This window comes from Enterobacter cloacae complex sp. SHL022 (assembly GCF_049237785.1).
GTDB lineage: Bacteria > Pseudomonadota > Gammaproteobacteria > Enterobacterales > Enterobacteriaceae > Enterobacter > Enterobacter hormaechei_C.
Genome location: NZ_JBMKJH010000013.1, coordinates 41,488 through 64,880, shown reverse-complemented (window position 1 = coordinate 64,880; position 23,393 = coordinate 41,488). Strand labels below are relative to the sequence as shown.

At 55.9% G+C, this 23,393-nt stretch carries 22 protein-coding genes; 5 read left to right on the top strand and 17 right to left on the bottom strand.

Features of this window, described 5'->3' with window-relative positions:
- Positions 1 to 11: 11 nt before the first annotated feature.
- Together ACOTZD_RS21000 and ACOTZD_RS20995 are read right to left on the bottom strand one after the other, a co-directional pair.
- Positions 12 to 701 (bottom strand): LrgB family protein, encoded by a 690-nt coding sequence (locus ACOTZD_RS21000; protein ID WP_063979026.1) that lies wholly within the window; start codon positions 699 to 701, stop codon positions 12 to 14.
- Positions 694 to 1,104 carry a CidA/LrgA family protein gene (locus ACOTZD_RS20995; protein WP_174402299.1) on the bottom strand — a complete coding sequence of 137 codons (411 nt, stop codon included), beginning with the start codon at positions 1,102 to 1,104 and terminating at the stop codon, positions 694 to 696. Before ACOTZD_RS20995 ends, ACOTZD_RS21000 begins: the two co-directional genes overlap by 8 nt.
- A gap of 102 nt (positions 1,105 to 1,206) precedes the next feature.
- Here ACOTZD_RS20995 and ACOTZD_RS20990 point away from each other — a divergent pair, with 102 nt between their 5' ends.
- Positions 1,207 to 2,088: a LysR family transcriptional regulator gene (locus ACOTZD_RS20990; RefSeq protein ID WP_174402298.1), complete on the top strand. Its 882-nt coding sequence runs from the start codon at positions 1,207 to 1,209 to the stop codon at positions 2,086 to 2,088.
- A gap of 47 nt (positions 2,089 to 2,135) precedes the next feature.
- Here ACOTZD_RS20990 and ACOTZD_RS20985 read toward each other — a convergent pair whose 3' ends face one another.
- The 4 genes from ACOTZD_RS20985 to soxR all read right to left on the bottom strand — a co-directional run bounded on the left by ACOTZD_RS20985 (position 2,136) and on the right by soxR (position 7,062).
- On the bottom strand, positions 2,136 to 3,782 hold the full coding sequence (locus tag ACOTZD_RS20985; RefSeq protein ID WP_003860270.1) for a Na+/H+ antiporter: 1,647 nt from the start codon (positions 3,780 to 3,782) through the stop codon (positions 2,136 to 2,138).
- A 152-nt stretch (positions 3,783 to 3,934) separates the two neighbouring features.
- The gene (ghxP, locus tag ACOTZD_RS20980; RefSeq protein ID WP_023315228.1) at positions 3,935 to 5,284 is read right to left on the bottom strand and encodes a guanine/hypoxanthine transporter GhxP; all 1,350 of its coding nucleotides are present in this window, start codon (positions 5,282 to 5,284) and stop codon (positions 3,935 to 3,937) included.
- Positions 5,285 to 5,578: 294 nt separating this feature from the next.
- Positions 5,579 to 6,250 (bottom strand): glutathione S-transferase family protein, encoded by a 672-nt coding sequence (locus ACOTZD_RS20975; RefSeq protein ID WP_003860274.1) that lies wholly within the window; start codon positions 6,248 to 6,250, stop codon positions 5,579 to 5,581.
- 353 nt (positions 6,251 to 6,603) lie between these two features.
- Entirely contained in the window at positions 6,604 to 7,062 is a 459-nt protein-coding gene (gene soxR / locus ACOTZD_RS20970) for a redox-sensitive transcriptional activator SoxR (RefSeq protein WP_003860275.1), read from the bottom strand.
- A gap of 98 nt (positions 7,063 to 7,160) precedes the next feature.
- Between soxR and soxS the strand changes: the two genes are divergently transcribed.
- Positions 7,161 to 7,487, top strand: coding sequence for a superoxide response transcriptional regulator SoxS (soxS, locus tag ACOTZD_RS20965; RefSeq protein ID WP_003860277.1), 327 nt, complete (start codon positions 7,161 to 7,163; stop codon positions 7,485 to 7,487).
- A gap of 6 nt (positions 7,488 to 7,493) precedes the next feature.
- Here soxS and ACOTZD_RS20960 read toward each other — a convergent pair whose 3' ends face one another.
- Positions 7,494 to 9,059: an EAL domain-containing protein gene (locus ACOTZD_RS20960; protein ID WP_003860279.1), complete on the bottom strand. Its 1,566-nt coding sequence runs from the start codon at positions 9,057 to 9,059 to the stop codon at positions 7,494 to 7,496.
- Between the two features lie 265 nt (positions 9,060 to 9,324).
- Positions 9,325 to 10,725 carry a sensor domain-containing diguanylate cyclase gene (locus ACOTZD_RS20955; protein ID WP_003860281.1) on the bottom strand — a complete coding sequence of 467 codons (1,401 nt, stop codon included), beginning with the start codon at positions 10,723 to 10,725 and terminating at the stop codon, positions 9,325 to 9,327.
- A gap of 443 nt (positions 10,726 to 11,168) precedes the next feature.
- On the opposite strand from ACOTZD_RS20955, the gene ACOTZD_RS20950 reads away from it, so the two are divergent.
- Positions 11,169 to 11,450, top strand: coding sequence for a YjcB family protein (locus ACOTZD_RS20950; protein ID WP_003860282.1), 282 nt, complete (start codon positions 11,169 to 11,171; stop codon positions 11,448 to 11,450).
- Between the two features lie 61 nt (positions 11,451 to 11,511).
- Here the strand turns inward: ACOTZD_RS20950 and ssb1 are convergent, their stop codons facing one another.
- On the bottom strand, positions 11,512 to 12,036 hold the full coding sequence (gene ssb1, locus ACOTZD_RS20945; RefSeq protein ID WP_003860284.1) for a single-stranded DNA-binding protein SSB1: 525 nt from the start codon (positions 12,034 to 12,036) through the stop codon (positions 11,512 to 11,514).
- Between the two features lie 251 nt (positions 12,037 to 12,287).
- Here ssb1 and uvrA point away from each other — a divergent pair, with 251 nt between their 5' ends.
- Positions 12,288 to 15,110, top strand: a complete 2,823-nt coding sequence (gene uvrA, locus ACOTZD_RS20940; RefSeq protein WP_003860287.1) for an excinuclease ABC subunit UvrA — start codon at positions 12,288 to 12,290, stop codon at positions 15,108 to 15,110.
- Between the two features lie 3 nt (positions 15,111 to 15,113).
- Here the strand turns inward: uvrA and ACOTZD_RS20935 are convergent, their stop codons facing one another.
- The 6 genes from ACOTZD_RS20935 to dnaB all read right to left on the bottom strand — a co-directional run bounded on the left by ACOTZD_RS20935 (position 15,114) and on the right by dnaB (position 20,783).
- Positions 15,114 to 15,467, bottom strand: coding sequence for an MmcQ/YjbR family DNA-binding protein (locus tag ACOTZD_RS20935; RefSeq protein ID WP_017382628.1), 354 nt, complete (start codon positions 15,465 to 15,467; stop codon positions 15,114 to 15,116).
- Between the two features lie 2 nt (positions 15,468 to 15,469).
- Positions 15,470 to 15,886 (bottom strand): secondary thiamine-phosphate synthase enzyme YjbQ, encoded by a 417-nt coding sequence (locus tag ACOTZD_RS20930; protein ID WP_017382627.1) that lies wholly within the window; start codon positions 15,884 to 15,886, stop codon positions 15,470 to 15,472.
- Between the two features lie 112 nt (positions 15,887 to 15,998).
- Positions 15,999 to 16,712: an acid phosphatase AphA gene (gene aphA / locus ACOTZD_RS20925; RefSeq protein ID WP_003860292.1), complete on the bottom strand. Its 714-nt coding sequence runs from the start codon at positions 16,710 to 16,712 to the stop codon at positions 15,999 to 16,001.
- Positions 16,713 to 16,971: 259 nt separating this feature from the next.
- Positions 16,972 to 18,165: an aromatic amino acid transaminase gene (gene tyrB, locus ACOTZD_RS20920; RefSeq protein WP_022650225.1), complete on the bottom strand. Its 1,194-nt coding sequence runs from the start codon at positions 18,163 to 18,165 to the stop codon at positions 16,972 to 16,974.
- Between the two features lie 109 nt (positions 18,166 to 18,274).
- A complete protein-coding gene (gene alr / locus ACOTZD_RS20915) occupies positions 18,275 to 19,354 on the bottom strand; it encodes an alanine racemase (protein WP_023324011.1) in 1,080 nt (359 codons plus the stop codon).
- A 16-nt stretch (positions 19,355 to 19,370) separates the two neighbouring features.
- Positions 19,371 to 20,783 carry a replicative DNA helicase gene (gene dnaB, locus ACOTZD_RS20910; RefSeq protein WP_003860298.1) on the bottom strand — a complete coding sequence of 471 codons (1,413 nt, stop codon included), beginning with the start codon at positions 20,781 to 20,783 and terminating at the stop codon, positions 19,371 to 19,373.
- 60 nt (positions 20,784 to 20,843) lie between these two features.
- Between dnaB and ACOTZD_RS20905 the strand changes: the two genes are divergently transcribed.
- Positions 20,844 to 21,827, top strand: coding sequence for a quinone oxidoreductase (locus tag ACOTZD_RS20905; RefSeq protein WP_003860300.1), 984 nt, complete (start codon positions 20,844 to 20,846; stop codon positions 21,825 to 21,827).
- Positions 21,828 to 22,011: 184 nt separating this feature from the next.
- Here ACOTZD_RS20905 and pspG read toward each other — a convergent pair whose 3' ends face one another.
- On the bottom strand, positions 22,012 to 22,254 hold the full coding sequence (pspG, locus tag ACOTZD_RS20900) for an envelope stress response protein PspG (protein ID WP_003860302.1): 243 nt from the start codon (positions 22,252 to 22,254) through the stop codon (positions 22,012 to 22,014).
- Between the two features lie 136 nt (positions 22,255 to 22,390).
- The gene (gene dusA / locus ACOTZD_RS20895; protein ID WP_003860304.1) at positions 22,391 to 23,386 is read right to left on the bottom strand and encodes a tRNA dihydrouridine(20/20a) synthase DusA; all 996 of its coding nucleotides are present in this window, start codon (positions 23,384 to 23,386) and stop codon (positions 22,391 to 22,393) included.
- Positions 23,387 to 23,393 lie beyond the last annotated feature (7 nt).

The window sequence follows — 23,393 nt, the reverse complement described above, 5'->3', positions numbered from 1 at the left end:
GGCCGGGGAGCTTAAAACATCACCCACGCCACCAGCGGTGCGATCAGCACCATCGTGACGCCCGAAAGCATCATCACCAGGCTCGCGACAACGCCCTCCCGCTGTCCCAGCTCATAGGAACGTGCCGTGCCCGCGCCGTGCGACGCCGCGCCAAATCCCGCGCCTTTGGCCATTCCTTCCCGAATAGAAAGCCGCAGAAACAGCATATCGCCCACCGCCATCCCAAAGACGCCCGTCACCACCACAAACAGCGCCACCAGATCCGGCTGGCCACCGAGCGGTTTGGCGGCTGCCAGCGCAAACGGCGTGGTCACCGAACGCACCGCCAGGCTGCGCTGGATTTCATCCGACAGGGTAAACAGGCGCGCCAGCCAGACCGAGCTGCACACCGCCACCACCGTCGCGGTGACGACGCCCGCGCTGAGCGACATCCAGTGGCGTCTGATAATAGCGAGGTTGTCATAAACGGGTACGGCGAAGGCGATGGTCGCCGGGCCGAGCAGCCACAGCAGCCAGTGGGATTCGCCAATGTAGTTCTGCCAGGAGATATGGCCGAAGACCAGCATCAGCACCAGCAGGATCGGCGTAAAGACCAACGGCATCAGCGGCAGCGCGCGAAAGCGGCGATACAGGCGCTTGTTGGCAAAGTAGATGACAACTGTCGCAATCAGGCACAGCAGGCTTATCTGAAAGTTAGTCATGCTTCTGCCTGCTGATTTCAAAGCGATACACCTTATCCACCACCCAGGCGGTGGCGCCCAGCACCATCAGCGTGCTCAGGGCGATAACCGCAAAGATGCGCCAGCCGTCGACCATCAGCAGTTGTGCATAATTCACCACCGCCACCACGGCCGGCACAAAGAACAATAGCATCTCCGCCAGCAGCCAGCGCGCCCCGGCGCGCACCCAGTTAAGGGGCAACGCGCGACAAAGGATCAGCGTCAGCATCAGCACCATCCCCACCAGGTTGGCGGGTAAAGGCAGATGCAGCCAGTCGACAAGATATTCCGCGAAAACAAACAGTCCCGCGTAGAGCAGTACCTGAACCGGTAACTGAAGTCGTTGCACAACGGCAGGCGTAACACGGCTTAACGCCACGGCCATGGGGGTTTTCCTCAGAAATGAGACGAGGCGCCAGTATAGTGAGCGTACGGTATCGACTGAAATGAATTAAAATCATCGAAGGTATAGTTTCGAGGAATAATCATGGACATAAGAACGCTGCGCTATTTTGTCGAGGTGGTTCGCCAGCAAAGTTTTACTCGCGCAGCGGAGAAGTTATTCGTAACCCAGCCGACCATCAGCAAGATGCTGAAAAACCTCGAAGATGAGCTGAACTGTACGCTGCTGATCCGCGACGGGCGCAAGCTACTGCTGACCGATACCGGTCGCGTAGTGTTCGAGCGCGGGCTGGCCATTCTGGCAGAGTTCCGCCAGCTGGAGGCCGAGCTTGGGGACATCAACCACCTGACAAAAGGGCTGCTGCGGCTCGGTATTCCGCCGATGGTCGGCATGATGATGGCCGGGCCGATAAGCTTGTTTCGCCAGCGCTACCCCGTCGTTGAGCTAAAAATTTCTGAATTTGGCGGCCTGACCGTGCAGCAGGCGGTGATGAACGGTGAACTGGACGTGGCCATGACGGCCCTTCCCGTAGAGGAGGAAAGCGGCCTGGCGACGCTGCCGCTGTTCAGCCACCCGCTGTGCGTGCTGGTGCCGCGCTCCGGCGACTGGCTGAAGATAGACTCAGTAAAACCCGAGCTGCTCGGCGAACACCCGCTGCTGATTTACAACGAAGATTTTGCCTTAAGCCGCCAGCTGATGGCGCTGTTTAACCAGCACAACGTAAAGCCGCGCATTGCGGTGCGCAGCGGCCAGTGGGATTTTCTGGCGGCGATGGTACAGGCGGGCGTGGGGATTGCCATTCTGCCGCAGCCGATCTGCGAGCGGCTGGATAAAAACACGCTGCGCTGGATCCCGCTGGAGAGCGACCTGCACTGGCAGCTGGGGATGATCTGGCGTGAAGGGGTCTATCTGTCGCACAGCGCGCAGGCGTGGTTGCAATGCTGTGAGGGGTTTTGGGTGCCCTGACCCCTCACCCCAACCCCTCTCCCCATAGGGTGAGGGGGCAAAGCGCGCTACTGATTCTCTATCAACAACGCTTCCAGCAGGTCCAGATCGTGCAGCAGCTTTTGCAACGTCTCGTTGCTGATCTGCCGCGTGGCGCGCAGGTGATACAGCTCGGCACGCTCGGAGCGCAGCGCCGCCAGGCGGAAACGGCGTTCGAGGTTCTCTTCCTGCAACGAACTTTCCACGTCGTTACGTCCGTCAGCACGGCGACGCAAATTACCGATCACGCGTGAACTGACTTCCTTCAGCAGCTGGTTATCAATGTTCTCTTCGGCATCGGCGGCCAGACGCTCCTCCATCTTCTCGATGGCGACAATCGCCACTTCCGCCGTCGCCGCACGGGCAATCCGCTCTTCTTTGTGCTGTTGCGAGGAGTCACCCGCGTCAATATGTTGCAGCAGAATCGGCAGCATAATCACGCCGACAAACAGGGAGAAGAGGATCACGCCCGCCGCCAGGAACACCAGCTCGTAGCGCGCCGGGAAGACGTCACCCGTCGGCAGCAGCAGAGGAATGGAGAGGACACCAGCAAGGGTGATCGCCCCGCGAACGCCCGCGAATGAGGCAATCAGCAGCTCGCGCGTAGTCCACGAGCCAAACTCCATCGGCTTTTTGGTCAGGAAGCGAACGCTGAATTTCTTCATCGTCCACAGCCAGCCGAAACGCACCAGCATCAGTGCAAGGTAGATGAGCACGATATCGGTAAACAGCATCCAGACTTCAACGTTTGGATCCGCTTCGGCCGCAATCAGCGAGGATTCCATAATGCCCGGCAGTTGCAGGCCCAACAGCAGGAACACCATGCCGTTAAAGACAAACTCGAGCATCGCCCAGGTACTGTTTGCACGCAGGCGCATCGCCAGCGGTGCGCGGCGCATCACGCCGGAGCGGGTGATGGTCATCCCCGCAGCTACCGCCGCCAGAATGCCCGACACGCCGATATGTTCGGCAATCAGGTAAGAGGCGAACGGCAGCAGGAACAGCAGGACGATCTGCGTCGCCGGTTCATCACCACCCCAGCGGCTAAGGAAGCGCAGCGAGCGTCCGTACAGCCAGCTCACTACGAAGCCCGCGAGGATACCGCCAATCGCCACCTTGAAGAATTCCAGGGTCGCGCCGCCTACGGTAAAGACCATGGTGCCCATGGCAACCGCCACGGCAAACTTCAGGGCGACCAGGCCAGAGGCGTCGTTCATCAGCGCCTCGCCCTGCAAAATGCCCATGATTTTCTTTGGAATGCGCCCTTCACCCACAATGCCGGACAGCGCCACGGCGTCGGTAGGCGACAGCACGGCAGCCAGCGCAAAGGCGGGGATGAGCGGGATCCCTGGTACGGCCCAGTAGATCAGGAAACCAATCCCGACCACGGTGACGACCACCAGCGCCAGCGCCAGGCCGAAGATCTCTCGCCCGTGCTCCAGAAATTCGCGCGTCGGCGTTTTCCAGCCATCGGCAAACAGCAGCGGCGGGATAAACAGCACGAGAAACAGTTCCGGATCGAACTCCACGTGCAGACCGAACGTCGGCCACGCCAGCAGCGCGCCGATAGCTATTTGCATTAAGGGCAGGGGGACCTGGAAGGGCAGTACGCGTGTAACCACCCCGGATAATGAGACCACAAGGGTCATGATGAGTATTGTGAAGAAAATTTCCATGCGTTCCCTGTTTGCTGTGTTTCTTATAAGCCAAACCTGAGGCGTCGTGCCTCTTATTCTATCCTCTCCAGAGTAACGTAAAAGGCAACAGGATGAGTCCTGAAAATAAAAACGGGCGGCCTTAGCCACCCGTTTTCGCATAAAAAGTCAATTCAGATGGCCCAGCCGCCCGCGTAGAACGCCACCAGCGCAACGGCGATGACCACGGTCCCAATGTTCAGCTTGCGCCACTCACCGGAGACCAGACGCCCAATCACCAGCGAGGCGAAGCCGATCATAATGCCGGTCACGATGTTACAGGTCAGCACGATGAATACCGCAGTGATCAGGCCGGACATGGCATCAACAAAATCCGCGAAGTCGATTTTCGCCACGTTGCTCAGCATCAGCAGGCCAACGTACATCAGCGCAGGTGCGGTCGCGTAAGCTGGCACCAGATAAGAGAGCGGAGAGAGGAACAGGATCAGCAGAAACAGTACGCCAACGGTGATGGCCGTCAGGCCGGTTTTACCGCCCGCCGCCGTACCCGCTGCGGACTCAATGTACACCGCCGCAGGCGCCGCACCCACCAGACCTGAGAAAACGCTGCTCAGGGAGTCGGTGGTCAGCGCTTTGCCGCCGTCAATAATCTGTCCGTCTTTATCCAGCAGGTTCGCCTGACCGGCCACCGCGCGGATGGTGCCGGTGGCGTCAAACACCGCGGTCATTACCAGCGCCAGCACGCTTGGCAGGATCACCGGGTTCAGCGCGCCCACAATATCCAGGCTGCCAATCAGGGAGTTGCCTTTGTCATCGCTCAGCGACGGCATGGCGAAAATCCCGGAGAAATGAACGGTCGGGTCGAAGATCAGGCCGACGATGGACACGCCGATAATGGTCAGCAGAATGCCGCCCGGCACTTTCAGTTTTTCCAGGCCAATGATCACCGCCAGACCCACCAGCGACATGATCACCGGGAAGCTCGCGAAGTTACCCAGCGCAACCGGCAGGCCGTCCAGCGGGTTCTTGATGACCAGGCCGACGCCGTTGGCAGCGATCAGCAGCAGGAACAGACCAATACCGATGCCGGTGCCGTGCGCCACGCCCTGCGGCAGGTTGCGCAAAATCCAGCTACGAATGCCGGTTGCTGAAATTACGGTGAACAGCACGCCCATCAGGAACACGGCGCCGAGCGCTACCGGGACGCTGATCTGCTGGCCCAGCACCAGGCTGAAGGCGGTAAACGCGGTCAGGGAGATGGCGCACCCGATCGCCAGAGGCAGGTTCGCCCACAGGCCCATCACAATCGAACCCACACCCGCAACCAGGCAGGTGGCAACGAAGACCGCCGCTGGCGGGAAGCCCGCTTTGCCGAGCATGCCCGGCACCACGATGACGGAGTACACCATCGCCAGAAACGTGGTCAGACCGGCAACAACTTCCTGGCGCACGGTGCTGCCGCGAGCAGAAATTTTAAACATGGCGTCAAGTGAACCGCCGGTACGCGCAGATGGCGTAGACATAGAAAACATCCCCTGAGAGTTTTTTAGGAAGTCCGTAAGCGAGGTGGAGACGCCACTGCCAGCTAAACGTCAAATCCTTGTGTTGCGTTTGCGACGAAAGGGCGTCACAGAAAAAGCAAACGTTTAGCTCCGCGCTTACAAACGGGTGGTCAAATTAAGGCAAACGATTATCTAGCCTAATACCCGCCCTTTTCAACTGAACTTTCTCGTTTTTCGCTAAAATTGCCTCATGACGATGAAGAATTAAGCAGAGGATGCGCAAACGTTATCGTCCATGCGCAATTTCGTTAAATTTCATCCCTCGCCGGGGATCGTCAGCGGGCCGCCTTTCGCAAGCGTTGTCTGCCAGCCCGGACGTGCCTCCACTCTCTGTTTCCACGCCGCTATGTGGTCGAGATTGTCGATGCCGCCTCTCGCCAGCAGGGCGAAGAGGGGAAAACTCATCTGGATATCAGCCATGGTCAGCGTGTCGCCGGCAAACCAACTGTTTTCGGCAAGATGATCGTTAATAAAGCGCGCATGCGTTTCCAGCTGGCGGTTGAGATACGCTTTTTGCACCCCCTGCCCCAGCGCCTTACCCAGCGTGCGCAGGCCAAACGGGACGGGTGGTTTGCCGAGGCTGTTAAACACCAGCTTCATTAACAGTAGCGGCATCAAAGACCCTTCGGCGTAATGCAGCCAGAAGCGATACTGCACTTTATGGGCGGGATCTAACGGTTTGAATCGTGACGCCGAATCGTACGTTTCCTGAAGATATTCCAGAATCGCACCTGATTCGGCCAGAACCAGTCCGTTATCTTCGAGTACCGGGGATTTTCCCAGCGGATGCACTTTTTTGAGCGAGTCTGGCGCGAGCATGGTTTTTTCGCGCTGGTAGCGCACGATGTCGTACGTCAGACCCAGCTCTTCCAGCGCCCAGAGGACACGATGTGAACGAGACTGATTAAGGTGGTGGACCGTTAGCATGATGTTCTCCGATGATTCATACTTTTTAACTATAGAAAACTGAACAACTTCACGAAAAAAATTCGGCTAAAATCTCACCGTCTCCGGTGGCAAAAACGGCGGCCGGGCATAAAATTAAAGTGTCAGTACAAACCGGAACCTCCTTCACAAGCTCGACACGAGGGGTACTGATGTCGGGGGAAACCCTCCCGTGAGCCAGCGGGATAGAGAGAAAGACAAAGACCGGAAAAAACTAAAGCGCCCTTAGTGGCGCTTTAGTTCTTTATGTTTGTTGCCGGGTGGCGGCTGCGCCTTACCCGGCCTACAAAACCGAGAGCGTAGGCCGGGTAAGCGAAGCACCCGGCAAACACCTCTCAATCCTCCTCCAGCAACCGTGCCCCTGTTCCCTGCTCGCCCAGCCTGTCACCCGGGTTACGCAGCGGGCAATCGCTACGTGATAAACACCCGCAACCAATGCAGCCATCCAGTTCATCGCGCAGGGCCACCAGCGTGTGAATACGACGATCCAGTTCTTCTCGCCACTGGGACGACAGCTGCTTCCACTCTTTCGCGCTCAGTGAGTGCCCTTCCGGCAATACGCCGAACGCGTCACCAATGGTGGCCAGAGGAATGCCGATACGTTGCGCAATTTTGATAATCGCCACGTAGCGGAGCACATCGCGCGTGTAGCGCCGCTGGTTTCCGGCGTTACGGATACTTTTTATTAACCCTTTGCTTTCATAGAAGTGGAGCGCCGACACCGCCACACCGCTTCGCTTAGCCACTTCACCGGGGGTTAACAGTGCTTTGATGCGCGGTAATCTCTTTTCCATAAAACCTCTTTACCTCAAGTTAACTTGAGGAATTATACTCCCCCGCAGAGAAAATGACGAATCAACCAGGACAGATGTCTCCACAGAGGGGTAACCTTATGTCGCATCAGCAAATTATTCAGACGCTTATTGAATGGATTGATGAACATATCGACCAGCCGTTGAACATTGATGTGGTCGCTAAAAAGTCGGGCTATTCGAAATGGTATTTACAGAGAATGTTCCGCACCGTAATGCATCAAACGCTGGGTGATTACATTCGCCAGCGCAGGCTCCTGCTGGCGGCGCAGGCGTTACGCTCAACGCAGCGGCCCATTTTTGATATCGCAATGGATCTGGGCTATGTGTCGCAGCAGACCTTTTCCCGCGTCTTCCGCCGCGAGTTTGACCGTACGCCGAGCGACTACCGCCATCAGCTCAATTAATGCGTGTTAACGCAAGGGTTGCTGCTGCCAGGCCATAAATGCCTGGGGCGGCATCGCTTTCGCGAAGTGCCATCCCTGGCAATACTGTACGCCACGCTTCAGCAGCCAGCTCACCTGCTCCCCCGTCTCGACCCCTTCCGCAATGGTTTTCAGCCGCAGGCTTTGCGCCATCTCAATGATGTGCTCGGCAATCAGGTGGCTGGTGCTGTTGGTGGTTAAGGTATCGATAAAGGATTTGTCGATTTTCAGGATATCGACGTTCAGCGAATAGAGGTTATGCAGGTTAGAGTAGCCGGTTCCGAAATCATCAATCGCCACTTCATACCCCGCCTGACGAAACGCCTGAATGACCGGCGTGGTTTTCGGCACGTCAATAAACCCCCGCTCCGTCACCTCAATTTTGATCTGCTGCGCGCGAACCGAGTAAAAGCGGGCTTTGTCGGAGATCAGGGCGATAAGACGTGAAGAGTGGAAATCTGACGCCGACAGGTTAATCGAGACATACAGATCGGGATGAGCGGCAAGAAAATGGCCCAGATCGCTGAACACCTCCTCCACGACGTAATCCGTAATGCGCTCAATCATCCCCTCTTTTTCTGCCAGGGGAATAAATTCCGCCGGGCTCATAACCTGACCGTTGAATCCAGGCCAGCGCAACAACGCCTCTGCCCCCACGCACTGGTTATTTTTAATATCAATAATGGGCTGATAATGGACGCACAGCTGGCGTTTATTCAGCGCCCGGTGCAGAAGTCGGCCAGGCGAATTGAATTCACGGTGTGTACGCGACCACACCAGCAGAATAATAATGCTGCAAATTATCCCTAGCGGTAGCGTCAGGGTAGCCTGATGATAAAGCGTTTTATAAAAACGGGCACTGGAGGTTGAAACGATGGCCGCAATGGGCCGCTGCTCTGATTTTACGATCGTATAAAAACGGTCATCTTTCTGAAAAGTCGTTTCCTGATGTCGAAGCATCGAATGCAATAAAGAAATATTGGCTTTCTGGCTCACAGAAAAGAATGCATTGCTGACGGTGTCATACACTCCCCACGACAGGGAACGATCGTCTGACATCACCTCACTATATGAAAGCGGGTTGACCACTGCGACATAATTTCCGCGCTGCATATATATCATTTTATAACCATTAAAAAATGGTGTGTCGCGAAAATAATAGATAGCAACGTCGGGTTTACGTGTGTAATTGGCAGCGGGGATGATGTAAGGATGCTCCGGCGTAAAAAGGGTCGAGCAGAGAAAGTCCTGGCCATCAGCATAAATTAAATCGGCAACAAAAAGGCGACCGCGGGAAACGTTCAACATATATTGACGATGCTCCGGCGTACACACTTTGCCCTGATATTTTTCCGCGTCTTTCCGGGCCAGGTCAACCTGTTGAATAACCCGTTCAGTTTTATTTAAAGCAAGTTCAGCAAACGTGCGCAGCTGGGCGCTGATTTCCGACACTGCACTAAGCTGGGCAAACCATAGCGCAAGCATCACCGGCAGCATAACTACCATGATAATCCCGACCACTTTGAGCATTTTGCGCCGCGCGCTACGATTCATTTCCCGCTCTGTATCCCTGCATGTTGTACGCCTGTAGCAATGAAGACCGGCTGCTTTGATAAACAGGTGATTACGTTGCATGAATCATAGGAAGTTAGCAACTGACTTTTGGTATTAAAAATCCTAAAATTCGTGATGCCGATAATATTTTCCCGTAAGCCAAACTAAAAGTATTCATTTCGTTTCTGATAAGGAAAATAATTACCCGCGACAGGTGTGGAAAATTCGCTGGCTGAAATAGCCTGCTCTTTGTTCTTATGCTGATTTATAAATAATCAGACGCCAGGACCGTTTTTCCTCTTCCCGTACGCTTGGCGTCATATAATGCCTTATCGGCACGCATCAGTATGGCAGAAGTATCTCGTTGCCCCTGACAGACTTCAACCACCCCGGCGCTGAAGGAGAGTACCAGCGTTTTATCGCCCACACGCAGCGGTTTTGAGATCAGCGCGGCACGCAGGCGAGAAGAGAGCAACGTAGCGGCCATACCATCCGTACGCGCCAGCAGAAGAACAAACTCTTCGCCCCCCACCCGTCCCAGCGCTGACCCGGCCGGGCTCACCTCGCGAATACGGTCGCAAAAGTGAATCAATGCCGCATCGCCAACCTGATGTCCCCACCGATCGTTAATCTGCTTGAAATAATCGAGATCGAACATCAGGAGACAGAAGTGGCTACTGACATCCTGCGGCGAACTGGCTGCCAGCGCCATTTTGAGCTGCTGTAAGATTGTCGAGCGATTCAGACAGCCCGTCAGATCGTCCGTGGTGGCTTTGACGGTCAGCTGCTGTTCTGCTTTTTTACGTTCGGTGATATCCAGGCCAATATTGAGAATGGAGTTATCCGGCAAAAGGATGTTTGACCAGAGAATCGTTAACTGCGTCCCGTCTTTACGCACCGGGTGCCATTCGTACATATCCTTAAGTGGTGCGAAACGAACCGACTCCTGCACGCGCTGTCGCTCCTCGGGATCCGGATAAAACAGGGCCAGCGGATCGGGGTGCTCGTCGATTTCAGTCATACTCCAGCCAAAGACTTTTTCGCATTCGGCATTCCACAATACACACCGGTTATGCCTGTCAAAGGCGTTCATTAATACCGGCGCACGCTCAAATAAGGTTTTATATTGCGTGACGACGCGCTGCATTTCTTGCGCCGTTTTTTCCCGCACGATGATGTCATCAAAATAATCTTTTAGCTTCTCAACCAATACCACCACGATATTTTTCAGTATCGGCAACGAGGTAAGTTTTCCATTAAAAGCCAAAAAGAAATAACCACTGCACTGTCTGCCATGCGCTGAGAGTTTACACAGGACGCCGCTTTGCAGCCGCGCATAGCCCGGGTGCTGAGGGGAAAATACCGCCCGGCCAATATGCGCTTTCCAATAGATAACCCGCCAGGCGCGGTGATGCCGCTGCAACAGGGTGCTGGCAAGAAAATCCGCCACGTTGAAGGCGTGACACGTCACGTCGCCGGCACAAACCACGCGCGGCCCGTCTGCGGATTCGACACTGACCCACGAGAGATTTGCCCCCAGAGCGCTGTTGATGGTTTCCAGCATTTCCACCGGCGAACACTGCGCGTTGAGTTGCGGCATCAGCTTCGCCAGGGCGTGCAGCGCCTGCATGCTGTCGTTAATAATCTCGCGTCTTTGTTCTTTCATTATCTTTTCGCAGGTCATTAATCGAGAGAGCAACCGCAATAACTCATATCTGAATAAAAGAATAAGACCACGAAATCAAAGAGCATGCTGAGTGTAAAACAAAGAATATAAAATCCAAAAAAGGCAATTAATTCAATGCGATGAATTATTTCTGCGGGTACATTTATTGTTCCACACAAGCATAATCCATAGACATACTGCTGTAAACGCTATACAGCCGAAGGTGTTTTGCAAAGGTTTTGCTATCTGAATGAATTAAAAATAAAAATTCCGACCAGACGCGGATACGAGCGACGACGATATATTTTCCCTGGTAATAAACCCACTTTTACCTCACGCGGATACTGGCTAATAAAACAGCAAATGTGATATAGTTCACACATCTTATGTAACGAGAAACATTGTTTCATTCCAGTTCGTCTGTTTTGTCGAGGATGAGTTTTATGGCAACCATTACCACCAGCATGGTGCTCCTGCGCTGGCCGTTGTTGAGCGCGGTTTTGATGTTCCTGGCCAGCACGTTAAACATTCAGTTCCGAAAGTCCGACTACGCAGGTCTTGCTGTGATTAGCACCCTGTTAGGGTTAGGCGCCGCATGCTGGTTCGCAACAGGTTTGCTCGGTATTACGCTGGTGGATATAGCCGCCGTCTGGGAAAACATTAAAGTGGTAATGGTTGAAGCCATGAGCCACACCCCACCAGACTGGCCGATGGTGATTACCTGATAGCCTGTTATAAAAAAACCCAGACATTATCTGGGTTTTTTGTGTTTCACGCGTCTGGATATCAGAACGGGATATCGTCGTCGAAATCCATTGGCGGTTCGTTAGACGGTGCCGGAGCAGACTGCTGCTGCGGACGGGACTGCGCGCCGCCGCTAAACTGATTGCCGCCCTGCGGCTGCTGAGGCTGGCCCCAACCGCCCTGCTGCTGGCCGCCACCTGCCGGTGCGCCGCCGCCCTGACGGCCACCCAGCATCTGCATGGTGCCGCCAACATTCACCACCACTTCCGTGGTGTATTTTTCCTGACCGGATTGATCGGTCCATTTGCGGGTACGCAGTTGGCCTTCAATGTAAACCTGAGAGCCTTTACGCAGATACTCACCGGCCACTTCAGCCAGTTTGCCAAACAGCACAACGCGGTGCCATTCGGTCTGCTCTTTCATTTCACCGGTCGCTTTATCACGCCAGGATTCGGATGTAGCCAGCGTAATGTTGGCAACTGCGCCACCACTCGGCATGTAGCGTACTTCCGGGTCCTGGCCCAGATTACCGACGAGAATCACCTTGTTTACGCCTCTGCTGGCCATGTTCGTGTCTCCTGAATACGTTTCTTAATAGTGTAAACGCGCGAGTGTACCATTTCCATGCGACACTTTGATAGTTGCGTAGCATGTTCCAGAGTTCTCTCGCGGACTCGACATTGTTACACAGTGAATCAGAAAATGCATTCCAATACTGTATATTCAAACAGGTCATTTTGTGTCATAATTAGCCGTTTCTGACAGCCGTTTGTCCTTCAAACAAATCAGGCAATCCGTGTTCCAACCGGGAAAGGTGAATGGATAAGATCGAAGTTCGGGGCGCCCGCACCCACAATCTCAAGAATATCAACCTCATAATCCCTCGCGACAAACTCATCGTCGTGACCGGGCTTTCGGGGTCTGGCAAATCCTCACTGGCTTTCGACACTTTGTATGCCGAAGGACAGCGTCGTTACGTTGAATCGCTCTCGGCGTACGCGCGTCAGTTCCTGTCGCTGATGGAAAAACCGGATGTCGACCACATTGAAGGGTTGTCTCCTGCTATCTCCATTGAGCAGAAATCCACGTCGCATAACCCGCGATCCACGGTCGGTACCATTACCGAAATCCATGACTACCTGCGTCTGCTGTATGCGCGCGTGGGCGAGCCGCGCTGCCCGGATCACGACGTTCCGCTGGCGGCCCAGACCGTCAGCCAGATGGTGGATAACGTGCTGTCGCAGCCGGAAGGCAAACGCCTGATGCTGCTGGCGCCAATCATTAAAGAGCGTAAGGGCGAACATACTAAAACGCTGGAAAATCTGGCAAGCCAGGGCTATATCCGCGCCCGTATCGACGGCGAAGTGTGTGACCTGTCCGATCCGCCAAAGCTGGAGCTGCAAAAGAAACACACCATCGAAGTGGTGATTGACCGGTTTAAGGTACGTGAAGATCTGGCGACGCGTCTGGCGGAATCCTTTGAAACGGCGCTGGAACTGTCGGGCGGCACGGCGGTGGTGTCAGACATGGACGATGCAAAAGCGGAAGAGCTGCTCTTCTCCGCCAACTTTGCCTGCCCGATTTGCGGCTACAGCATGCGCGAGCTGGAACCGCGCCTGTTCTCGTTCAACAACCCGGCGGGCGCGTGCCCGACCTGTGACGGCTTGGGCGTTCAGCAGTATTTCGACCCTGATCGCGTGATCCAGAATCCGGAGCTGTCGCTGGCGGGTGGCGCCATTCGCGGCTGGGACAAGCGTAACTTCTATTACTTCCAGATGCTGAAGTCGCTGGCGGAGCACTACAAGTTCGACGTTGAAGCCCCGTGGGCCAGCCTGAGCGCGAACGTACATAAAGTGATCCTGTTCGGTTCCGGCAAAGAGAACATTGAGTTCAAGTACATGAACGATCGCGGTGACACTTCCGTGCGTCGCCACCCGTTCGAAGGGGTGCTGCACAACATGGAGCGCCGCTACAAAGAGACCGAATCCAGCGCGGTGCGTGAGGAGCTGGCGAAGTTCATCAGCAACCGCTCCTGCGCCACCTGCGAGGGCACGCGCCTGCGCCGCGAAGCGCGTCACGTGTTTGTCGAAAACACGGCGCTGCCGACCATCTCAGACATGAGCATCGGCCACGCGATGGACTTCTTCAACAACCTGAAGCTCTCCGGCCAGCGCGCGAAAATCGCTGAAAAAGTGCTGAAAGAGATCGGCGATCGCCTCAAGTTCCTCGTGAACGTTGGCCTGAACTACCTGACGCTTTCCCGCTCGGCTGAAACGCTCTCCGGCGGTGAAGCCCAGCGTATCCGTCTGGCGAGCCAGATTGGCGCAGGCTTAGTCGGCGTGATGTACGTGCTGGATGAGCCGTCTATCGGCCTACACCAGCGCGACAACGAACGCCTGCTCGGCACGCTGGTTCACCTGCGTAACCTTGGCAACACTGTGATTGTGGTTGAGCACGACGAAGACGCCATTCGCGCCGCTGACCACGTGATCGACATCGGCCCGGGCGCTGGCGTGCACGGCGGACAGGTGGTGGCAGAAGGGACGCTGAAAGACATTATGGCGGTGCCCGAGTCGCTGACCGGCCAGTACATGAGCGGCAAGCGCAAAATTGAAGTACCAAAACAGCGCGTGGCGGCGAACCCGGAAAAAGTGCTGAAGCTAACCGGGGCGCGCGGCAACAACCTGAAGGACGTGACCCTGACGCTGCCTGTCGGGCTGTTCACCTGCATCACCGGCGTGTCCGGTTCCGGTAAATCGACGCTGATCAACGATACGCTGTTCCCGATTGCGCAGACGGCGCTGAACGGCGCGACGCTGGCTGAACCTGCACCGTACCGCGACATTCAGGGGCTGGAGCATTTCGACAAGGTTATCGACATCGACCAGAGCCCGATTGGCCGTACGCCGCGTTCCAACCCGGCGACCTATACCGGCGTCTTTACGCCCGTACGTGAACTCTTTGCCGGCGTGCCGGAAGCGCGTTCGCGCGGCTACACGCCAGGCCGTTTCAGCTTTAACGTGCGCGGCGGCCGTTGTGAAGCGTGCCAGGGCGACGGCGTAATCAAGGTTGAGATGCACTTCCTGCCGGATATCTACGTGCCGTGCGACCAGTGCAAAGGCAAGCGCTATAACCGTGAAACGCTGGAGATTAAGTACAAAGGCAAGACCATCCACGAAGTGCTGGATATGACCATCGAAGAGGCGCGCGAGTTCTTTGACGCCGTCCCTGCGCTGGCGCGTAAGCTGCAAACCCTGATGGATGTGGGTCTGACCTATATCCGTCTGGGGCAGTCAGCGACAACGCTGTCCGGTGGTGAAGCGCAGCGCGTGAAGCTGGCGCGTGAGCTGTCTAAACGCGGTACCGGTCAGACGCTGTACATTCTGGATGAGCCGACCACCGGCCTGCATTTTGCGGATATCCAGCAGCTGCTGGACGTGCTGCACCAGCTGCGCGATCAGGGCAACACCATCGTGGTGATTGAGCACAACCTGGACGTGATTAAAACCGCGGACTGGATTGTCGATCTCGGCCCGGAAGGCGGCAGCGGCGGCGGTGAAATCCTCGTCTCCGGTACGCCAGAGACCGTTGCAGAGTGCGAAGCCTCGCACACCGCGCGCTTCCTCAAACCGTTGCTGTAATCGTCACACGGAGAGCTGCTGTCGGATCGTTTCCGGCAGCAGTTCAACCGCCTGTAGATACGACGCATCCACCAGGTAGTAAATTTGCGAATCTGGCAGCGAGCCGTCGAGAAACACCGTACTCCAGTGCGCTTTATTCAGATGCTTACTTGGCCTGACATCATCGTGCTGCTGGCGCAGTAAGTCGGCCAGTTCCGGACTGGTTTTCAGTGATGCCGCAGGCCGCGCATCCACCTCTTTCACCATCGCGAACAGCACATCACCCACTTTGATCTGCGTGGCTTTCCAGTCGCTGTGAACGCTTTGTTCCGCACCCGGCTTGCTCATGCAGTACTGAAGTATCTCCGAAATTGTCATCTTTATTCCCCTTGTAGCGTTGCGATAATTTTACGCGAACCACCGTGAATGCGATGTTCTCCCAGCCAGATCCCCTGCCACGTTCCCAGCTGTAGCCGTCCGTTGTGGACCGGCAGCATCAGCGAGACGCCCAGCAGGGAGGATTTAATATGCGAAGGCATATCGTCCGCCCCCTCATAGTCATGCTCATAAGGCGCGTTGTCCGGGACGCTCTTCAGAAAATGGTGCTCCATGTCGGACCGGACGGTGGGATCGCAATTTTCATTAAGCGTGAGAGAAGCAGACGTGTGCTGAAGCAGCAGATGCAGCAAACCCGTTTTGACGCGCGACAGGTCGCGGATTTGCCCGATGACTTCGTCCGTCACAAGGTGAAATCCGCGTGGTTTTGCGCTTAAGGTCAGGGTCTGTTGATACCACATGTGCTGCTCCATTATGAAAGGTGAATCTTTCTAAGTGTGCAGCAAGAAAGCGAAAGGTAAAACCCGCGCAGCGAGATTTGCTTAAAAAAGCATTCACCCCGCCGTTAATGCATCAGTATTCAGAGTTAACGATCACCTCTTCACCAAATTTTCCGGCCATCGGCAGCGGTCGGTAGGTGGAGTTCGAGGCGCGTAACACCCTGATGCCTCTGGCTCCCACGTCGTGCGCCGCGGTGATGTCGTTATCTGAATCCCCGTAGAACACTTTGATATTTTTCTTTTCCAGCCACTGGGTTTTGGTGTTTTGCCCTTCCTGGTCCCCGGCAAAAATGACCGGATTCATGCTGGCCGCCGGGATCAGAAAATCATCCTGTAGCGTTTTCGAGACGGTTTCGGTTTTGGTCTGGCTACGTCCGGTCACGAAGTAAATGCTGTCGCCGCGCTTTACGTGCATGGCGATCAGCGCGCGGGCAACCTCTTTCGGGATACTGAACTCATCCCAGCCGTTGTTCATCTTTTCCCAGAATTCCGGGTTTTTCAGATAGGCTTCGCTGTCCGGGGAGTACGTTTTTTTGCCGCGCCAGAAACCGGGGCTGGAGAAGAGAACGGTATCGTCAATATCGAAGCCCACGGCCATCGGCGGGCGACCCGTCAGGCTGTTTTCAATTTGTGCCACTGAAACCCAGTGAATGGGGGCCTGTTCGGCAAGAATGGCGGCGGTGGTGCCGGTGTAAAGCGGCGTGGGTGCAGAAGCCCGCGCAACAACGGTACTATTAAGCGAGAACAATAAGCAGGCGGCGCTGAGCGCCAGTGTGATCTTGCGCATATTTTCCCCTGAATATTCAGTTTGTTATCTTTTTATTTTGAGCGGATGGTCAAAAAACTATCCGACCATAACCCCAGCGGGAGGGGAAGGAAAGGAGTTTTTACTTATGAAGCGGAATAAAAAGAAGACGATCACAAAGTGTGGATGAGTGATGTAGGCCCGGTAAGGCGCAGCCGCCACCGGGCAAGATTTTCTGCGGCCTGATGCCCTCACCCCAGCCCTCTCCCACAGGGAGAGGGAGATAATAAGTAGTGAGTACTTACATCACAGCTGCAAACGCCTGCGCCACGCGCTGGACGTTGCTGGCATTCAGACCCGCCACGCACATACGGCCGCTGGCGATCAGGTAGACACCGAACTCTTCACGCAGGCGATCGACCTGCGCTGCGCTCAGTCCGGTGTAGCTGAACATCCCGCGCTGCTTGAGAAGATAATCAAAGTTATGCCCAGGCACGGCCTCTTTCAGGACGTTAACCAGCTCCTGACGCATCGACAGGATGCGCTTACGCATCGCTTCCACTTCCGCAAGCCAGGTGGCTTTCAGTGTTTCGTCACCGAGAACTGTCGCCACCACCTGCGCACCAAAGTTCGGCGGGCTGGAGTAGATCCGGCGGACCGTCGCTTTCAGCTGGCCGAGTACGCGTCCCGCGGCTTCGGCGTCTTCACACACCACGGACAGACCGCCAACGCGCTCGCCGTACAGGGAGAAGATTTTTGAGAAGGAGTTGCTGACCAGAGCGGGAAGCCCCGCGCTGGCAATCGCGCGAATGGCGTAGGCGTCTTCTTCCATGCCCGCGCCAAAGCCCTGATAGGCGATGTCGAGGAACGGGATCAGGTTACGCGCCTTCAGTATCTCGATCACCGCATCCCACTGGGCATTGGTGAGGTCCGCACCCGTCGGGTTATGGCAGCACGGATGCAGCAATACGATGCTGCGCTCCGGCAGGGTGTTCAGTTTTTCCAGCAGCGCATCAACGCGCACGCCGTTCGTTTCGCTGTCGAACCACGGATAGGTTTCAACCTTAAAGCCCGCGCCCTCGAAGATCGCAACGTGGTTTTCCCACGTCGGGTCGCTGACCCACACGCCGGAATCCGGGAAGTACTTTTTCAGGAAATCTGCGCCTACCTTCAGCGCACCCGAGCCACCCAGCGTCTGGATAGTCGCTACGCGCTTTTGCGCGAGCACCGCGTGGTCCGCACCAAACAGCAGCGGCGCGATAGTGTTGCGGTAGGTGTTTAATCCTTCCATCGGCAGATAAAGCGAAGCACCGTGCGGGGTTGCGTTAAGACGCGCTTCAGCTTCAGCAACGGCTTTCAACTGAGGAATGATGCCGTCTTCGTTGTAGTAAAGACCAATGCTGAGGTTCACTTTGTCGCTGCGAGGATCTTCTTTGAAACGCTCCATCAAGGAGAGGATAGGGTCGCCGGCGTAGGCGTCTACTTTCTGAAACACGCGATGTTCTCCGGATTATTATGAGGCAGGGAATTCAACAATAAACCGGAAGCGGAAGAAGATCGAGGGGATGTTAACAGAAGCGGGATGCACCGCATCCCGCTCATGCTTAGTCGACGTATTTCATCGCGACCCTTGAGGTAAGACGCGTGATAAGTTCGTAAGCACTCACTTTTGTTATTTCAGCAATACGTTCTACCGGCAGGCCTTCGCCCCACATCACCGCATCGTCCCCCGCTTTATCCTGCGCGTCGGGCCCCAGATCAACACAAATCATGTCCATCGCCACGCGGCCGACAATCTTCACTTCACGACCGTTGACCAGCACCGGCGTGCCCGTTGGTGCGGCGCGGGGATAGCCGTCACCGTAGCCCATCGCCACCACGCCAAGACGGGTATCGCGCTCGCTGATCCAGGTGCCGCCGTAACCTACCGGCTCTCCCGCTTTGTGCTCACGCACGGCAATCAGCTTTGAAACCAGCGACATCACCGGCTTAAAGCCAAAGTCCGGCCCCCAGGGTTTGTGCTCCAGTGGCGATACGCCGTAAAGAATGATGCCCGGACGCGCCCAGTCGAAGTGCGACTGCGGCCACAGCAGAATACCGCCGGATGCCGCGATCGAGCGCATCCCCGGTTTGCCTTCGCAGAAGGTGTTGAAGATATCAAGCTGCTGTTCCGTTGCGCCGCATTCAGGCTCATCGGCGCGGGCAAAGTGGCTGACGATGTTTACCGGCTGACGCACATTTTTGCACTGACACAGACGCTGATAAAACGCCTCCGCGCTTTCCGGCCGCACGCCCAGACGGTGCATGCCCGTGTCGAGCTTCATCCAGACGGTGACCGGTTCGCTCAGTTCGGCCGTTTCCAGCGCGGCCAGCTGTTCTTCGTTATGCACCGCCGTGTGCAGGTGCTGATCGGCAATGGTCGGCAGGTCCGAGGCTTCAAAAAAGCCTTCGAGGAGCAGAATCGGTTGCGTAATTCCACCTGCGCGCAGGCGGAGAGCTTCTTCGAGACGGGCGACGCCAAAAGCGTCGGCATCGGGGAGCGTTCGCGCGGTCTCAAGAAGACCGTGTCCGTAAGCGTTCGCTTTCACGACTGCAACGAGCTTACTGGCGGGCGCCAGTTCTCGCAGACGTTGCAGGTTGTGTCGCAGAGCGCGGCGGTTAATAACAACAGTTGCCGCTTGCATTTGAATTCCTTAGAAATTACTCATCATCATATTGAGGACCGGCATAGTTGTCGAAACGCGACCACTGGCCGTTAAAGGTCAGACGTACCGTACCGATGGGGCCGTTACGTTGCTTACCAATAATAATTTCGGCGATCCCTTTCAGGTCGCTGTTCTCGTGATAAACCTCATCACGATAGATGAACATGATTAAGTCGGCATCCTGCTCGATGGAGCCGGATTCACGCAGGTCGGAGTTGACCGGGCGCTTGTCTGCACGTTGTTCCAGAGAGCGGTTAAGCTGCGACAGCGCCACCACCGGCACGTGCAGCTCTTTGGCTAACGCCTTGAGCGAGCGCGAAATCTCGGCAATCTCCAGCGTACGGTTGTCGGAAAGCGACGGAACGCGCATCAGCTGAAGGTAGTCGATCATGATGAGACCGATGCCACCGTGTTCACGGGCGATACGGCGCGCGCGGGAGCGCACTTCCGTCGGCGTCAGGCCGGAGGAGTCATCAATATAGATGTTCCGTTTTTCCAGCAAAATCCCCATGGTGCCGGAGATCCGCGCCCAGTCCTCATCGTCCAGCTGACCGGTACGGATGCGGGTCTGATCCACGCGCGACAGGGACGCCAGAGAACGCATCATGATCTGTTCAGAGGGCATCTCCAGACTGAAGATAAGCACCGGCTTATCCTGCAACATCGCCGCGTTTTCGACGAGGTTCATTGCAAATGTCGTTTTACCCATCGACGGACGTGCGGCCACGATAATCAAATCCGACGGCTGAAGACCTGCCGTTTTCTTGTTGAGATCGTCATAACCGGTGTTCACCCCCGTCACGCCATCGTGCGGCTGCTGGAAAAGCTGCTCAATACGTGCAACGGTGGCGTCGAGCACATCGGCGATGTTTTTCGGGCCTTCGTCTTTATTCGCACGGCTTTCGGCGATTTTAAAGACGCGGGATTCCGCCAGGTCGAGCAGATCTTCGCTGGTGCGCCCCTGGGGATCGAAACCGGCCTCGGCGATCTCATTCGCCACCGAGATCATCTCGCGGACAACGGCACGTTCACGAACGATATCAGCGTAAGCGCTGATGTTCGCGGCACTTGGCGTGTTTTTTGACAGTTCTGCCAGATAGGCAAATCCGCCGACGCTGTCGAGCTGTCCCAGACGCTCCAGCGATTCTGCGAGCGTAATCAGGTCGATCGGGCTGCCCGACTCCTGCAAACGCGCCATTTCCGTAAAGATGTGGCGGTGCGGGCGGGTATAGAAGTCTTCCGCGACAACGCGCTCGGCGACGTCGTCCCAGCGTTCGTTATCCAGCATTAAACCGCCCAACACCGACTGTTCCGCTTCAATCGAGTGCGGCGGGACTTTTAACCCGGCGACCTGATAATCACGCTCACGAGGTTCAGTCTGTTTGTTGAAGGGTTTGTTTCCTGCCATAGTGAATGGAGTTACCGAGATAAAGAGTGGGTCGAAAGATTACCACATTCTGGAGGAAGCATGGCAACACGTATTGAATTTCACAAGCATGGTGGCCCTGACGTACTCAAAGCGGTGGAATTTACCCCCGCTGCGCCTGGCGAGAACGAAATCCAGGTGGAAAACAAAGCTATCGGCATTAACTACATCGATACCTATATTCGCGGCGGCCTCTATCCGCCTCCGTCGATGCCGAGCGGGCTGGGCACAGAGGCGGCCGGCATCGTCAGCAAAGTGGGCAGCGCGGTTAAGCACATTAAGGAAGGCGATCGCGTGGTGTACGCGCAGTCGGCGCTGGGCGCTTACAGCTCCATCCATAACGTTCCGGCCGAGAAAGCGGCGCTTCTGCCAAATGCGATCGGCTTCGAGCAGGCTGCCGCCTCATTCCTGAAAGGGCTGACGGTCTATTATCTGCTGCGAAAAACCTACGAAATTAAGCCTGACGAGCAATTCCTGTTTCACGCAGCCGCAGGTGGCGTGGGGCTGATTGCCTGCCAGTGGGCGAAAGCCCTGGGCGCGAAGCTGATCGGCACCACAGGCAGCGCGCAAAAAGCGCAGCGTGCGCTGGACGCGGGCGCATGGCAGGTGATCAACTACCGGGAAGAGAGCATCGTTGAGCGGCTAAAAGAAATCACTGGCGGCAAAAAGGTCCGCGTGGTGTATGACTCGGTGGGGAAAGACACCTGGGAATCTTCGCTGGACTGCCTGCAACGTCGCGGGCTGATGGTGAGCTTCGGTAACGCCTCCGGGGCTGTCACCGGGGTGAACCTGGGCATTCTGAATCAGAAAGGATCACTGTACGTCACTCGCCCTTCCCTGCAAGGTTACATCACCAACCGGGAAGAACTCGAGGAAGCCAGCAACGAGCTGTTCTCGCTGATCGCCAGCGGGGTGATTAAAGTGGATGTGGCAGAGGCGCAAAAATATCCGCTGACCGATGCGCAACGTGCGCATGAGGTGCTGGAGAGCCGGGCAACGCAGGGGTCGAGTCTGTTAATTCCCTGAGCCATAAAAAGAAATTGGGCTTCCCGTGGGAAGCCCTTTCTTTTTTTAGTTCGGCTGTATGTAGGGTACAGCTCGATGAATTCTTTAGCGGCAGCCATAGTGACAGATTCGATAAGTAAATCCTATTCTGTTCTAAGGATTGCTGCCGGAAAAGTTGCAGGTATGTGACGTACCCCTCAATACCTTAGTAACGGAAGCGGTTATTACGCTGATAACTGGGCAGTTTTGGCGATTTAATCGCCCGTATCGCCCATACCACCGCAATCGCCAGAAGTAACCACGGCAAGAGTTTAATCGTCAGGGCAAATAAACCGCCGACAAACATCACCACCGTGGCCACAACGAGCGCGGCCAGGATACCGAGCAGCGACACGCCCGTGACCATCAGCATGATAAAGAAACCAATCACAAAAAGTAGTTCAAGCATGGTGCTCTCCCACGAGTTCCCGAATGATGCTGCGATCGTTACAAGAATCATGCCAAAAATAAGTTGTTGTTCTGAAAGCAAAACGCCCCGCAATGTGTTGCAGGGCGTGGCGTATTTGACCATCTTTTAGCGAAATTTAACGTTTATCCGCAACCAGACGCAGCGCGTGTTCCAGTACCTCAATATCCGCACCGGCTTTATGCGCGTTCTCGCTGAGATAACGACGCCACTGGCGCGCACCAGGAATGCCCTGGAACAGGCCAAGCATATGGCGGGTAATGTGGCCCAGATACGTACCATGACTCAGCTCGCGCTCAATGTACGGATACATGGCGCGCACTACGGCCACGGGATCGGTGTCAGCACCCTCAACGCCAAAGATTTCCCGGTCAACCGTCGCCAGAATGCCCGGATTCTGATACGCCTCGCGTCCGACCATCACGCCATCCATATGTTCGAGGTGCGCTTTGGCCTCGTCCAGCGACTTAATACCGCCATTGATCGACATGGTCAGGTGTGGGAAGTCGCGTTTCAGCTGGTACACGCGCGGGTAGTCCAGCGGCGGGATCTCGCGGTTTTCTTTCGGGCTGAGGCCAGAGAGCCAGGCTTTACGGGCGTGGATGATAAACATCTCGCATTCACCCTTCCCTGATACGGTGTTGATGAAATCACACAGAAACTCATAGCTGTCCTGGTCGTCTATGCCGATACGGGTTTTGACCGTGACCGGGATAGAGACGACGTCGCGCATCGCTTTGATGCAGTCCGCCACCAGGTGTGCATTACCCATCAGACACGCGCCGAACATACCGTTTTGCACACGGTCGGACGGGCAACCGACGTTGAGGTTAATCTCGTCATAGCCGCGTTCTTCAGCCAGCTTCGCGCACTGCGCCAGCGCAGCCGGATCGCTGCCACCCAGTTGCAGCGCAACCGGATGCTCCTCTTCGCTGTACGCCAGATAATCGCCCTTGCCATGAATAATTGCGCCGGTAGTGACCATTTCGGTGTACAGCAGCGTATGGCGGGAGAGCTGGCGCAGGAAATAGCGGCAGTGTCTGTCCGTCCAGTCGAGCATTGGCGCAATGGAGAAACGGTGTGCAGGGAAAGCGGTCTGGAATTCTGACGACATGGCGAAG

Bases quoted from the DNA above. Each gene is read 5' to 3' on its own strand.
- ACOTZD_RS20950 (WP_003860282.1), top strand. From the start codon at position 11,169: ATGGCAACCATTACCACCAGCATGGTGCTCCTGCGCTGGCCGTTGTTG.
- ACOTZD_RS20975 (WP_003860274.1), bottom strand. From the start codon at position 6,250: ATGCTAACGGTCCACCACCTTAATCAGTCTCGTTCACATCGTGTCCTC.
- ACOTZD_RS20995 (WP_174402299.1), bottom strand. From the start codon at position 1,104: ATGGCCGTGGCGTTAAGCCGTGTTACGCCTGCCGTTGTGCAACGACTT.
- ACOTZD_RS20990 (WP_174402298.1), top strand. From the start codon at position 1,207: ATGGACATAAGAACGCTGCGCTATTTTGTCGAGGTGGTTCGCCAGCAA.
- ACOTZD_RS20960 (WP_003860279.1), bottom strand. From the start codon at position 9,059: ATGAATCGTAGCGCGCGGCGCAAAATGCTCAAAGTGGTCGGGATTATC.
- aphA (WP_003860292.1), bottom strand. From the start codon at position 16,712: ATGCGCAAGATCACACTGGCGCTCAGCGCCGCCTGCTTATTGTTCTCG.
- ACOTZD_RS20955 (WP_003860281.1), bottom strand. From the start codon at position 10,725: ATGAAAGAACAAAGACGCGAGATTATTAACGACAGCATGCAGGCGCTG.
- ACOTZD_RS20985 (WP_003860270.1), bottom strand. From the start codon at position 3,782: ATGGAAATTTTCTTCACAATACTCATCATGACCCTTGTGGTCTCATTA.
- ACOTZD_RS20935 (WP_017382628.1), bottom strand. From the start codon at position 15,467: ATGACAATTTCGGAGATACTTCAGTACTGCATGAGCAAGCCGGGTGCG.
- ssb1 (WP_003860284.1), bottom strand. From the start codon at position 12,036: ATGGCCAGCAGAGGCGTAAACAAGGTGATTCTCGTCGGTAATCTGGGC.
- soxS (WP_003860277.1), top strand. From the start codon at position 7,161: ATGTCGCATCAGCAAATTATTCAGACGCTTATTGAATGGATTGATGAA.
- dusA (WP_003860304.1), bottom strand. From the start codon at position 23,386: ATGTCGTCAGAATTCCAGACCGCTTTCCCTGCACACCGTTTCTCCATT.
- ACOTZD_RS20905 (WP_003860300.1), top strand. From the start codon at position 20,844: ATGGCAACACGTATTGAATTTCACAAGCATGGTGGCCCTGACGTACTC.
- ACOTZD_RS21000 (WP_063979026.1), bottom strand. From the start codon at position 701: ATGACTAACTTTCAGATAAGCCTGCTGTGCCTGATTGCGACAGTTGTC.
- alr (WP_023324011.1), bottom strand. From the start codon at position 19,354: ATGCAAGCGGCAACTGTTGTTATTAACCGCCGCGCTCTGCGACACAAC.
- uvrA (WP_003860287.1), top strand. From the start codon at position 12,288: ATGGATAAGATCGAAGTTCGGGGCGCCCGCACCCACAATCTCAAGAAT.
- pspG (WP_003860302.1), bottom strand. From the start codon at position 22,254: ATGCTTGAACTACTTTTTGTGATTGGTTTCTTTATCATGCTGATGGTC.
- ghxP (WP_023315228.1), bottom strand. From the start codon at position 5,284: ATGTCTACGCCATCTGCGCGTACCGGCGGTTCACTTGACGCCATGTTT.
- soxR (WP_003860275.1), bottom strand. From the start codon at position 7,062: ATGGAAAAGAGATTACCGCGCATCAAAGCACTGTTAACCCCCGGTGAA.
- ACOTZD_RS20930 (WP_017382627.1), bottom strand. From the start codon at position 15,886: ATGTGGTATCAACAGACCCTGACCTTAAGCGCAAAACCACGCGGATTT.
- dnaB (WP_003860298.1), bottom strand. From the start codon at position 20,783: ATGGCAGGAAACAAACCCTTCAACAAACAGACTGAACCTCGTGAGCGT.